The 12861-nt window shown below is 36.2% G+C and carries 11 protein-coding genes; 7 read left to right on the top strand and 4 right to left on the bottom strand.

The window, feature by feature from the left end:
• Positions 1 to 22: 22 nt before the first annotated feature.
• The 5 genes from MR054_RS03170 (at position 23) to MR054_RS03150 (ending at position 6290) form a co-directional block, all read left to right on the top strand.
• Positions 23 to 718 (top strand): zinc metallopeptidase, encoded by a 696-nt coding sequence (locus MR054_RS03170; RefSeq protein WP_242156140.1) that lies wholly within the window; start codon positions 23 to 25, stop codon positions 716 to 718.
• A gap of 85 nt (positions 719 to 803) precedes the next feature.
• Complete coding sequence (locus MR054_RS03165; RefSeq protein ID WP_242156138.1) at positions 804 to 2570, top strand: MutS-related protein; 1767 nt, start codon at positions 804 to 806, stop codon at positions 2568 to 2570.
• Positions 2571 to 2582: 12 nt separating this feature from the next.
• Positions 2583 to 3806, top strand: a complete 1224-nt coding sequence (lhgO, locus tag MR054_RS03160; protein WP_242156136.1) for an L-2-hydroxyglutarate oxidase — start codon at positions 2583 to 2585, stop codon at positions 3804 to 3806.
• A gap of 559 nt (positions 3807 to 4365) precedes the next feature.
• A complete protein-coding gene (locus MR054_RS03155) occupies positions 4366 to 5508 on the top strand; it encodes a methionine aminotransferase (protein WP_242156134.1) in 1143 nt (380 codons plus the stop codon).
• 2 nt (positions 5509 to 5510) lie between these two features.
• Positions 5511 to 6290 (top strand): amidohydrolase, encoded by a 780-nt coding sequence (locus tag MR054_RS03150; protein ID WP_242156132.1) that lies wholly within the window; start codon positions 5511 to 5513, stop codon positions 6288 to 6290.
• On the opposite strand, the gene MR054_RS03145 is transcribed toward MR054_RS03150, so the two are convergent.
• The gene (locus MR054_RS03145; protein ID WP_242156131.1) at positions 6277 to 7887 is read right to left on the bottom strand and encodes an Ig-like domain-containing domain; all 1611 of its coding nucleotides are present in this window, start codon (positions 7885 to 7887) and stop codon (positions 6277 to 6279) included. The genes MR054_RS03150 and MR054_RS03145 overlap by 14 nt on opposite strands.
• A gap of 59 nt (positions 7888 to 7946) precedes the next feature.
• Positions 7947 to 8624, bottom strand: coding sequence for a ComF family protein (locus MR054_RS03140; RefSeq protein ID WP_242084097.1), 678 nt, complete (start codon positions 8622 to 8624; stop codon positions 7947 to 7949).
• 130 nt (positions 8625 to 8754) lie between these two features.
• On the opposite strand from MR054_RS03140, the gene MR054_RS03135 reads away from it, so the two are divergent.
• On the top strand, positions 8755 to 10299 hold the full coding sequence (locus MR054_RS03135) for a glycine--tRNA ligase (RefSeq protein WP_242156129.1): 1545 nt from the start codon (positions 8755 to 8757) through the stop codon (positions 10297 to 10299).
• 140 nt (positions 10300 to 10439) lie between these two features.
• Here the strand turns inward: MR054_RS03135 and MR054_RS03130 are convergent, their stop codons facing one another.
• Together MR054_RS03130 and MR054_RS03125 are read right to left on the bottom strand one after the other, a co-directional pair.
• Positions 10440 to 10907, bottom strand: coding sequence for an Lrp/AsnC ligand binding domain-containing protein (locus MR054_RS03130; RefSeq protein WP_242156127.1), 468 nt, complete (start codon positions 10905 to 10907; stop codon positions 10440 to 10442).
• An 88-nt stretch (positions 10908 to 10995) separates the two neighbouring features.
• Positions 10996 to 12360 (bottom strand): saccharopine dehydrogenase family protein, encoded by a 1365-nt coding sequence (locus MR054_RS03125; RefSeq protein ID WP_242156124.1) that lies wholly within the window; start codon positions 12358 to 12360, stop codon positions 10996 to 10998.
• A 112-nt stretch (positions 12361 to 12472) separates the two neighbouring features.
• On the opposite strand from MR054_RS03125, the gene MR054_RS03120 reads away from it, so the two are divergent.
• Positions 12473 to 12853 (top strand): DUF423 domain-containing protein, encoded by a 381-nt coding sequence (locus MR054_RS03120; protein ID WP_242084102.1) that lies wholly within the window; start codon positions 12473 to 12475, stop codon positions 12851 to 12853.
• Positions 12854 to 12861: the final 8 nt, after the last annotated feature.

Raw genomic sequence — 12861 nt, 5'->3', positions numbered from 1 at the left:
ATACAGTTTAAAATTAAGAAATATGTTAGGATATTATATCATAATTGGAGCCATCGCCCTAGTAAGTTGGGCTGTTAGCAGTAAGTTAAAACGAAAATTCGAAAAATACTCAAAAATTCATTTACGCAACGGAATGAATGGTCGCGAAATTGCAGAAAAAATGTTATCCGATCACGGGATATATGATGTTGAGGTTATTTCGACACCGGGTCGATTAACGGATCATTATAACCCGAAAAATAAGACCGTGAATTTAAGTGAAGCAGTTTATAATCAGCGAAATGCTGCGGCAGCAGCAGTTGCAGCACACGAATGTGGTCATGCAGTGCAACATGCTAAAGCTTATAGCTGGCTGCAAATGCGGTCTACTTTAGTACCTGTGGTTAGTGTGTCTTCCGGTATGTCCCAATGGTTGATTATAGGGGGTTTGGTACTGGGGGGAGCTGCTGGAATGGGTTTAGGCTGGTGGGTAGCTGCTGCAGGCGTAGTGCTTATGGGCTTTGCGACCCTATTTAGCTTCATTACCTTACCCGTAGAATATGATGCCAGTAACCGAGCCTTAGCTTGGTTAAAAAATAAGAATATGGTATCTCAACAAGAATATGAAGGTTCTGAGGACGCCTTAAAATGGGCAGCCAGGACTTATTTGGTTGCAGCAATTGGAGCCTTGGCCAATTTATTGTATTGGGCATTCCAAGTGTTCGGAGGACGAGATTAATGATGCATTAAAAAAGATACATAAGCCCTGAAATTGTTTCAGGGCTTTTTTGTTTCTTTACCATTTATTAAAATTTTGGCAGTGTATGTCTTTATCATATTATCACGAGCAGGTTTCAAAATATCAAATAGAATCAAAACGGATATATAAAAAAATGACCTTGTTCAGTATGTATCGAGTGATTGTATTTTTAATCTCGGTTATAGGTGTTTACTTGACCTTCCAGCAATGGCATGTTTCCCTTTTTATAGGTTTGGCAGGCACTAGTGTCTTTCTGGTCTTGCTCTCAAAATATACTGATTTAAAACGTTTGCATAGGTTAAATGAGGTTTTGGTAGCTATTAATGAGGAGGAACTTAACATTGCTTCAGGGAATTTCCATCATCGTGATACAGGCCTGGACTATGAAAACACCGATCATTTTTATAGTTCAGATATTGATCTTTTTGGACGCGGTTCCTTTTTTCAATTTGTAAACCGAACCTCAATTAAAGAGGGGACAGATCAATTGGCTAGTGCTTTAAAGGCTAACCATATTGAAGAAATTGTTTTAAGGCAGGAGGCTATTAAGGAGCTGAGTAATAAACCGAAATGGCGTCAATTCTATCAGGCGACTTCAAGTTTAGTAGAGATTCAAACCCCAGCGCATGACATTATTACTTGGTTGAAAAACCATAGACCATTTCTGCCCAAAGCTATGCATTGGTTGCCTGCTGTATTCAGTATATTTTCCGTAATAATAATAGTATTAACAGCATTGCAAATTATTGGAAGTCCTCTTCTATTGGCCAATTGGCTTCTTATAGGTTTGGTAATCACGGGGTGGTATGTAAAGAAAATTAATGTATTGGCCTTAAATTCAGATAAGACGAGGGAAACCTTTAAACAATACGCCCTGCTTTTGGAATTTATCGAAAATGAATCCTTTTCTTCCGCTTTATTAAGGCAAAAGCAGAAAAAAATCCAGTCGCAGAATGAAAGGGCATCCGCTATATTTAATAAGTTATCAAAATATTTGGATGCTTTAGATAATAGAAATAATTTAATTGGTGCTATTTTTGGTAATGGCTATTTTCTCAATGATATCAGGAATAGTTATAAAATTGATCATTGGATATATCAATATGCCCATAAATTACAGGACTGGTTCGAAGTGGTGTCATTTTTTGATACCTACAACACGCTTGGGAATTATACGTTTAATCATTCTGAGTATGTTTTTCCTGATATTAGAACCGATGGACCAATTCTTAGCGCTGAAGATTTAGGACATCCATTATTGGATAAGGCCAAGCGGGTGGATAGTAATTTAACCATCCATGAAGAACAATTTTTTATTGTTACCGGGGCCAACATGGCTGGAAAAAGTACGTTTTTAAGAACAGTATCTTTACATATAGTTATGGCTAATATGGGATTACCGGTATGTGCAAAAAAAAGCTCCTATTGCCCCATAAAGCTCATCACCAGTATGAGGACTTCAGATTCATTGACCGATGACAGTTCGTATTTTTTTTCGGAGTTAGCGCGTTTAAAGTGCATAGTAGATGCCATAGAAAAAGAACCTTATTTCATTGTGTTGGATGAAATTTTAAAAGGCACCAACAGTACTGATAAGGCTATTGGTTCAAGAAAATTTGTGGAAAAATTGGTAGCGACTAATGCAACGGGAATTATAGCGACCCATGATTTAAGTTTATGTGATACAGCACAAAACATGGATGACGTGAAAAATCACTTTTTTGATGCCGAGATTATTGATGGGGAACTGTATTTTGATTATAAATTAAAACCAGGAATTTGCCAAAATATGAATGCATCCTTTTTACTTAAAAAGATGAATATTGTTTAAATAACGTGCATTTTGAGTTTAAAAAAAAGATATGATATCGGGATTGTAGGTGGAGGGATAATAGGTGTTGCAACAGCTTATAAACTTCAATTAAAATATCCACACTTCAGAATTATTCTTATTGAAAAGGAAGATCAATTAGCAGCGCATCAAACGGGTAACAATTCAGGTGTTATTCATTCAGGTTTGTACTACAAACCGGGTTCATCCAAAGCTAAAAACTGTGTTAACGGTAGAAGACAGTTAGTAGATTTCGCAAAAAAGTATAATATAAAGCACGACATCTGTGGAAAAGTTGTAGCCGCAGTTGATACAGAAGAATTGCCCCGTTTGGAGCGGATTTTTAAAAACGGTATGGCCAATAACACAGAAGGTATTGAAAAAATATCGGCTAACCAATTAGCCGATATTGAACCTTTTGTAAAAAGCATAGGAGGCATTTGGGTCCCCTGTACCGGAGTTATTGATTTTTCTGATGTTACAAATATGTTGGCCAAATTAGTACTAGGCAGGCAACCTAAGAGTAAGTTGGTGTTTGGAGAAGAAGTGAAGGCTGTTAACCATGGTTCCAATACTTCAATAGTCGTGACAACAAAAAACAAATATCAGGTTAATCATATTATATTTTCTGGAGGCCTTGAGTCGGACCGATTAGCAAAAAAAGATCATGTTTACCTTAAAGAACGGATTGTCGGATTTAGGGGGGATTATTATAAATTATCGGAGTCAGCCAAAACCAAAGTTAAACATTTAATTTATCCTTTGCCTAACCCGGCCTTTCCTTTTTTAGGGGTGCACTTTACCAGAATGATTCATGGTGATGTTGAGTGTGGGCCCAACGCAGTTTTGACTTTTAAACGGGAGGGTTATGGAAAAAAAGATTTTAATTTTAAGGATACCTATGATGCGTTAACGTATTCAGGAACATGGAATTTATTGTTTAACCATGGTAGATTTGCAATTAACGAATATCAAAGAGCATTTTCTAAGAAGCGCTTCTTATCTACGCTTCAACGTTTAATACCTTCATTAAGTCTTAAGGATATTGAACCCGGTAGATCTGGAGTAAGGGCCATGTTGTTAAAGGAAGACGGGACCATGGAAGAGGATTTCAAAATTATATACCACCAAAAAAGTATTCATGTAATCAATGCACCTTCACCAGCAGCAACAGCATGTTTAGCCATTGCAGATACCATTCGAGATATGGCAACAGGATATTTTAATTTGGGATAAGGTAACCATTGTGTTAAGGTTAGAAGCCTTTACTCCATCATTCATTTTTAAGTTGAGGATATTTGGTTTGAAAATATATCCGGGTGCTAGGTAGAACATACCAATGCCTTTTTTAATTCATGTTTATAGAATGGTAAACGTACTGTTTGGAATCTTTATAAGCCATTTGGTTCATCGTCTTTTAAGTATTTTAGTTTTTTTGGGCATGTTCAAATTATGTCTAATTTGAGTAGAAAACCTATCTCACAAGTATAGGTGCAAATCTTGTTTTAGGTGTTATTCGTATTCGTATCACTTTACTTGTTTCCTGAATACCACGGTAAAGACAATCTTTTCCTTAGTCCGTCCCCATACTTTTGGCTATCGTTTATTTAAATCATTTGATGTTGCTCACATATTTTGTCTTAAGGAAATAGCATGGATTCTATGTTTTCATATTTATTGCTCTAACTTTTCCGGTAATGCACTGTTTATAAAATCCAATAAAATTTCGATAGTAAGAACCTACAAACAAGATTTACTTACTAAATTAGGGGGTATAGATTATTAATGTTTTTTTATGCAACATGCCTCTAAACTTCCCCATGTAGGAACTACAATTTTCACGATTATGAGTGCATTGGCCAAGGCGCATAATGCCATAAATTTATCACAAGGCTTTCCGGATTTTGGAGGTGATCCGAAGCTGAGCGATTTGGTCTGTAAGGCCATGAATTCAGGGTATAACCAATATGCACCCATGTATGGAAATCTTGAGCTTCGAATAGCTATTGCTAAAAAAATGGAGTTATTATATCAAACTGAATATCACCCAGAGAACGAAATAACCGTTACCGCTGGGGCAACCCAAGCCATTTTCACCATCATCAATACGTTTGTAAGATTAGATGATGAAGTGATTATTTTTGAACCAGCTTACGACAGTTATGAACCTGCAGTTAAATTAAATGGTGGTAAACCAATTACAGTGCAGTTGGAAGCTCCGGATTTTGAAGTCAATTGGAATGCAGTAAGGGAAAAATTGAGTTCACGGACCAAAATGATTATTATTAACACGCCGCACAATCCATCAGGAACCGTATTTTCGAAAGACGATATGCTGAATTTACAAAAACTCACTAAAAACACCAACATTATTGTGTTAAGTGATGAGGTTTACGAACATATGATTTATGACGGTGAAAAGCATCAAAGTGCATGTCTTTTTGCAGATTTAAAGTCAAGAAGTTTTGTGGTGTCCTCTTTTTGTAAAACATTTCATAATACAGGGTGGCGTATAGGCTATTGTTGCGCCCCAAAGGAACTAATGGATTTGTTCATGCAGGTACACCAATTTAATGTGTTTTGTGTCCACCATCCAACCCAAAAGGGAATAGCGGATTATATGCAAGAGCCTAAACACTATTTGGAATTAGCATTGTTTTATCAAAAGAAGCGCGATTTATTCCTAAGTTTAATTCAGGACTCAAGGTTTAGGTTTAAGCCGTCAAAAGGCACGTATTTTCAGGTATTGGATTATTCTCAAATTACAGAGGAGTACGATGTGGATTATGCCAGGCGTTTAACCATTAGGTCTGGTATAGCATCAATTCCATTATCGGTTTTTAATACTAACCACATGGATAAAAAAATACTTCGGTTTTGTTTTGCAAAGAAGGATGATACCTTAAAGCGGGCAGCAGAAATTTTAAACACCATTTAATCATGCAAGAACAATTAAAAATAGCTTGTATTCAATCTGATTTGATTTGGGAGAATCCAAAAAAAAACAGAAAACTTTTTTCAGAAAAAATTAAAACCATTACGGAAGAAGTTGATGTTATCGTACTTCCAGAAATGTTCTCAACCGGATTTACTATGAATGCCTCAAAAGTTGCCGAAACCATGGAGGGCGAGACGGTGGCCTGGATGCAAAAAAAAGCGGATAAAACAGGATCTGCCATTGTTGGAAGTCTTATTGTTTTGGAAAATGACAAATTCTATAACAGGTTGATATTCGCCGAGCCATCGGGAGATCTGCATTACTACGATAAAAGACATACTTTTACTTTAGCTGATGAGGATCGGGTATATAAGGCCGGACATAAAAAACTAATAGTTGAATATAGGGGCTGGAAACTATGCCCATTAATATGTTATGATTTACGTTTTCCTGTCTGGTCTAGGAATGTTGAGGAGTATGATGTCTTACTGTATGTGGCCAATTGGCCCAAACCAAGAATTCAGGCATGGGATATCTTACTCAAGGCTCGAGCTATAGAAAACATGTGTTATTGTATTGGGGTTAACCGAATTGGAATGGATGAAGCACAAAATGAATATTCTGGTAATTCTGCAGTTTATGACATATTGGGAAATCCAATAACATCCTTAAAACCGAATAGAGAACAAATAGAAATTGCCATCTTAGATAAAAAGCACATCGGTTTCTACAGAAATAAATTAAAGTTTCTAAGTGACAGGGACCACTTTAATTTGGAGTGAACTGAAGAGTTTCTATCAGGCCCCAATCGGAGCGTACCTCATCAGACATTTCGAAATGACTCACGTGCTCGGGCTGTATCTTATTAAGATAGTTTCCCGTGTCATATTTTTTATTGCCGTTAGCATCATGTATAACCCTTATAAAATATTTCCCAGGGCTTAAATTTAAAAAATCCAAGGACTTTGCCTCTGTGGTATATTGTTCGACTTTTACATCGCCCTTGCTGTCGGTTAGCTGTACAATAGCCGGATATTTTGCGTTGATAAGATTAATTCTAACATAACCATAATCTGAGACTTTTTTAGTATTGACAGAATAGTTTAACGTGTCATTGGTATTATCGAAAAATCCGGTTAAGGCATTGGGTAAAATTTGGATACGATATTTATTGTCTTCGGTTTTCAGAAAATTTAAAATGTAAGTATTTTGAATAGTGTCATAGTTGCCGGTAAAGGCTACATTTGTTGAATCCTTATCTAGGATATTTATTTTAGTTTCATCAAACTTGATGAAGGGCGTTGATCCACTAATTTTAAATGGTTCTTCGAATGCAATATTACCAGAAGGGGCAACAGAAATCGTTAAACTATCACGCTTTTGTTCACTAATCCTAACCGTATAGTCTGTTTCAAAATTTAAATGCGAGACCCTAAAGATTAAGGAATCAACTTCCATTCGGGGCTTGTACCAATAGTATAGTGAATCGGTTTTTTGATCTTTGGTTATTCTATGTTCGAAACTATCAGGCACTTTTGAAATTAAGGTAATATCCATGTCTTTGTAATCTCCTTCAAATCCAAATGCGATTTTTTCTCCAGAGATTAACTTTGGTCTTATGGATTTAAAATCAAGCGCTTCCTTAAATAATCTCAAGGTATAAGTCGTATCTGTTGGGACACTTATAAACTCCCGGTGAAACGCTATTTTATCGGTTTTCTGTTGAAATTTGTTGTCCCCATTATTATCTTTAAGGGCAATAAGTAAGTACTTACCCTCCTTAATATTTTCTATAGTAAACGAAGTTAGACTATCCAGAGTATTGGTAATATATTTAGGAACTTCTTTATAAATAATGGAATCATTAAATGTGGAATCGATCTCATAAAGCGCCACATTTACAAAGGATTCCGGCTCTTTATCAAATGCATCTTTAATAGCACCATTTACCGTTAAAGAGTCGATGTAGTCGCCTGTTGAGAACACATAGCGATAATAGGAATAGGGATTCCCTTCATTATTATCTTGAATGCTGTTTCCAAAGTTAAATGCATAGGTCGTATTGGGTTGAAGGGTATCGAAAATGGTAATTGAAATGTATTTACTGGCTCCACCCAAGGGCTTAATTAAGGGCTGAGTTTTCATAGGAGGAGAAATAATGAGCTGCTTTTGTAAATCCTTTAACTTCACATATTCATCAAAATAGATTCTTATTTCATTAGAATTAAAATGTATCGAATAATTATCCGGATCTGATTTTATAATTTCGGGAGGAGTTTCATCTTTAGGACCGCCTCCAGGAGTACCTTTATTGGCACAATTAATAAAGAATAGGCTTATTAAAACTAATAAAATTATATTAGGGAGCGATTTCTGCATGGGGTATTTTAAATTTTAAACAAACCTACATAATTTTACAAATATAAAGCACAATAACTTTAGGCTATTGCCATACATGCGATACTGATTTTAACATTATTGTTTTGTGTCAATAGTTTAATACATGCTTCCATGGTTGCTCCTGTGGTTATGATGTCATCGACAAGTAAAATGTGCTTATCTGCAACGGATTTCAAGTTTGTTACGGTAAATAATGAAGCGCTATCTTGCCAACGCGCCCATCGCTTTTTCGTGACTTGCGATTTGGAATTTGTGATCTTTAATAAAACATCTTCTTTATAAATGGCATTGAGGTGTTTGGCAATTTGTTGTCCAAATTTTGACACCTGATTGTACCCTCGACTTCTTAATTTTTTTTTATGAATCGGTACCGGGATAACAACATCAATGGTTTTATAGGAGTCTATACCTTTAAGTTCTCCACCAAGCCAGTTGCCCAAAACAAAACCAATCTTTTCGTAGCCCCTGTATTTTAGCCCATGAATAAGTTGTTGAACAGGGCCTTGTTTTTCAAATCTAAAGAGTGCTGTGCCCTGTTCAATTTTAGCTCTTCCATAAAGAACTTTCCCAATGGTATTGTCGTTGTTAAAATGAAAATTAGTAACCGGTAATCGGTGTCTGCAAGAGGTGCAAATAGTATCTTGATTATCTTCAAGGGCATTTAGGCAAGCATGGCAAATGTTAGGGAAAAATAAGTTAATTAAGGACTTAAACATGCTTTAAAATTGAAAGATAAAAATCAAAAATTAAACACAGTAACACGAATATAGATATTTATTAGTGAATTTGTTGCAAATTTCAATACAGAACGCATTAAGTTTGTGGCTGTTTTATATTTTTGCACTTATGGCAAATCAAGATGATACATTTAAGAGAGTAATCTCTCATGCGAAGGAATATGGGTATGTGTTCCAGAGTAGTGAAATATATGATGGTTTAAGCGCAGTATACGATTATGCGCAAAATGGAGCTGAGTTAAAGAAGAACATTCGTGACTACTGGTGGAAGGCCATGGTACAAATGAATGAGAATATTGTGGGTATCGATGCTGCTATTTTTATGCACCCAACCACTTGGAAAGCTTCCGGACATGTTGATGCGTTTAATGATCCTTTAATAGATAATAAGGATTCCAAAAAACGCTATCGTGCAGATGTTTTAATTGAAGACTATTGCGCAAAAATTGAATCAAAAATCGAGAAAGAAGTATCGAAAGCGGCAAAACGATTTGGTGATGCGTTCAATAAAGATGAGTTTCTGTCTACCAACCCAAGGGTTTTAGGGTATCAAGAGAAAATTTCCAGGACCTTGTCTCGTATGGCTAAGTCTCTGGAGATTGAAGATTTGGCAGACGTTAAAGCACTTATTGAAGAGTTGGAAATTGCAGACCCTTTAACAGGAAGTAAAAACTGGACCGATGTTAAGCAATTTAACCTCATGTTTGCTACTAAATTAGGGGCTTCAGCGGATAATGCTATGGATTTATACTTGCGTCCTGAAACAGCACAAGGTATTTTTGTTAACTTTTTAAATGTTCAGAAAACAGGTCGTTTGAAGATTCCGTTTGGTATAGCGCAAACTGGAAAAGCGTTTAGAAATGAAATTGTCGCCAGGCAGTTTATTTTTAGAATGCGTGAGTTTGAACAAATGGAAATGCAGTTTTTTATCAAACCCGGGACACAACAGAAATGGTATGAACACTGGAAGGAAACCAGACTGAAGTGGCATTTAAGTTTGGGTATGGGAGCGGAAAACTATCGTTTTCATGATCATGAAAAATTAGCACATTATGCTGATGCTGCTGCTGATATTGAGTTTAAATTCCCGTTTGGGTTTAAGGAATTGGAAGGCATTCACTCACGTACTGATTTCGATTTGAGTCAACATGAAAAATACTCCGGTAAAAAACTACAATATTTTGATCCCGAAGAAAATAAAAGCTATGTTCCATATGTGTTGGAAACTTCAATAGGATTGGACCGTATGTTTTTGGCCGTGTTTTCAAATGCCTTACAGGAAGAGGAATTAGAGAATGGAACAAGCCGCATTGTTCTGAGATTGCCCAGCGTGTTAGCCCCTGTAAAGGCTGCAGTGTTACCATTGGTAAAAAAAGATGGGCTTCCAGAAATTGCACGACAAATTGTAGAAGATTTAAAGTGGGATTTTAGTGTGGATTATGATGAAAAGGATGCTGTAGGACGTCGTTACAGAAGGCAGGATGCCGTTGGAACTCCGTTTTGTATTACCGTAGATCATGACTCTTTGACGGATAATAAGGTGACCATCCGCCATAGAGATTCCATGGAACAAGAGCGTGTTAAAATTGAAGATTTGCGTCATATTATTAAACAGGAAGTTGATGTACGTACCTGGTTAATGAAAATGATATAAAGTTATTTTTCAAAACGAATAAACCTAAAAGGGTGTTGACGCGTTGTCGTTTATCCTTATTGATGGTGATAGAATTTTTATCACAAACCATAAACTTGGGCATAAGTAAAAGATTTTCTCTTAAAGAATTATGTAACCCTTTAAACCTTTACCTGTCGATCAATCTCTTGATTAAGTGATATTAAGGATTCTGTTCTAAAAACACCGCCAATTTCCTGTAAACTATTCAGAAGCTGAATGAGATGGTCATTATTTATGCAAAGCACCTTTAAAAACAGGTTCCAATGGCCTGAAGTGTAGTGACATTCCAATACTTCAGGAATACGATGGAGCAACTTAATTATGGTGTGAGTATCTCCTTCCTTGTCCAAGTAAACCCCTACAAAAGCACAAGTTGTATACCCTAGGACTTCAGGATTAACAATGAGTTGTGATCCAGAAATAAGTTTTGCCTTTTCCAGTTTCCGTAACCTTTGATGAATGGCAGCACCTGAAATTCCAACATTTCGGGCTACCTCCAAAATAGGGGTGCGCGCCTCTTTCATTAGCATACGGAGTATTTTTTTGTCGATGCCATCAATGGTAATGGATTTAGTCTTTTGTCTCATGGATGTTATTGATTTGAAAGATAAAATTAGGAATTTACTTTTAATTTGTAATTATAATGACTATGCTATCCCTAGAAGACAGGGATCATTAATTATTTAATGGATTATAGCCCAAATAAGGCACTTCTTTCTCTTTAAATACAATACCAAAATTTTTGAGTTCTTTTAAAATGGGTTGATACACTTCTTTGGTAATTGGAATATGAACACCTGGTGTTTTAATGTGTCCATTTAAAATGGCTAAAGTGGCCATGGCAACAGGTAACCCTACGGTTTTAGCCATCGCTGTATAGGTTTGATTTTCACCTAAAACCACCATATTGGAATCGATTTGTTTTTTTAATCCATTTAACTCATAACCAAATTTATGATACATCACAATCATATCCTTATCCTTTTCATCAAGCGTCCATTTTTCGGTGAGGATTTTTTCTAAGATTTTGGCCGGTGTGGCATTTTTTAATTCTACTTTTTTAAGGGCATTGAAAATATCGAGTTCCTGAAGCTTGTCCCAGACAATATCATCCTGATCTATTTTTAAGGCATGTCGTAGTTTCAACTCTACAGAATCGTTGTGGTGGTAGGGTAGGAAGGCGTTAATAAAATCACGATAGCTCATATTTTCACTATCTTCAATAGTATAGCTGTCGTCCGTCATGCCCAAAACAACAAAAATATTCCATGCCCTGCTGAAGCCTACTCGTCTCATTGTACCTCGGTACAAGGTTCTTATATTATCCAATCCATAAGCACTTTGGTATTTTAGGGAGTCGCGATTAGCATAGGCTTCAAATCTCCCAAAGCCATCAACTTCCAAAAATTCAGTGCGCCTGAATAATCTGTGGTACGGGATATATTTGAAAGTCCCTTCTTGTAAAAATTTTGCAGCACCCCCTTGACCCGCAAGCACCACATTTCTTGGATTCCAAGTGAATTTATAGTTCCATAAATTAGTGTCGCTTTCCGGTGCAATCAAACCACCAGTAAAGGATTCAAATAGGATAATTTTCCCTCCCTGTGAGCGGATACGATCCAGAGCTTGCATGGCACTCATATGATCTATACCGGGGTCAACGCCAATTTCATTCATAAGTATAATGCTGTTGGCTTTGGCGCTGTCGTCCAAAGCTTGCATTTCAGGGCTAACATAAGAGGCTGTAACCATATGCTTTTTGTACTGAATACAATCTCTGGCCACGTTTATATGAAGCCGTGCGGGCAACATGGATACTACGATATCCGCATTTTTTATAGCCTTGGATCGTGATAAGCCATCCAAGATATCCAATGCTATGGCTTTGGTATTGGGATGGTTATTGATGACCTTTTGTGCATTTTCAATATTAAGGTCACCAACGGTAATAAATAAATTTTCCTCAATCGATTTATCCATTAAATATTTTAGAAGGAAAGACGTAGATTTACCGGAACCAATAACTAAAATTTTGCGCATATTAACTGAGGTTGATTAATTTTGCTTTTACAAACCGACCTAACCGAAGTTTTAACCATTTTGTTTTACGAAATTAACAAAAAAAAGAAGTATTTATTGTGAATAATTAAATATGAATAGAAAAATATTAATTGTTGCCGGTATTATGGGACTAACCGGTGTTATTATTGGAGCATTAGGCGCCCATGCCCTTAAGGAGTTGATTTCTGTTGAAGCGCAACAGTCATTCGAAACAGGAGTTCGCTATCAAATGTATCATGCCTTATTTTTACTATTTGTAGGGCACTCTGAAGCCATTTCTTTTAAATCGAAGAAGAGCATATTATATCTTGTACTTTCTGGCGTGTTGCTATTTTCTGGATCTATTTATGCATTGGCAACAAATACATTAACTTTATTTAATTTTAAATCCATAGCCTTTATTACACCTCTAGGAGGCCTCTTATTAATTTTAGGGTGGCTTGTATTAATTATTAATTTATCAAAAAGTTAAGTCAAAAA

Source organism: Aestuariivivens sediminis (assembly GCF_022662105.1).
Classification (GTDB): domain Bacteria; phylum Bacteroidota; class Bacteroidia; order Flavobacteriales; family Flavobacteriaceae; genus Aestuariivivens; species Aestuariivivens sediminis.
The sequence above is the reverse complement of the archived record's forward strand: the minus strand, read 5'-3'. Positions and strand labels throughout refer to the sequence as shown.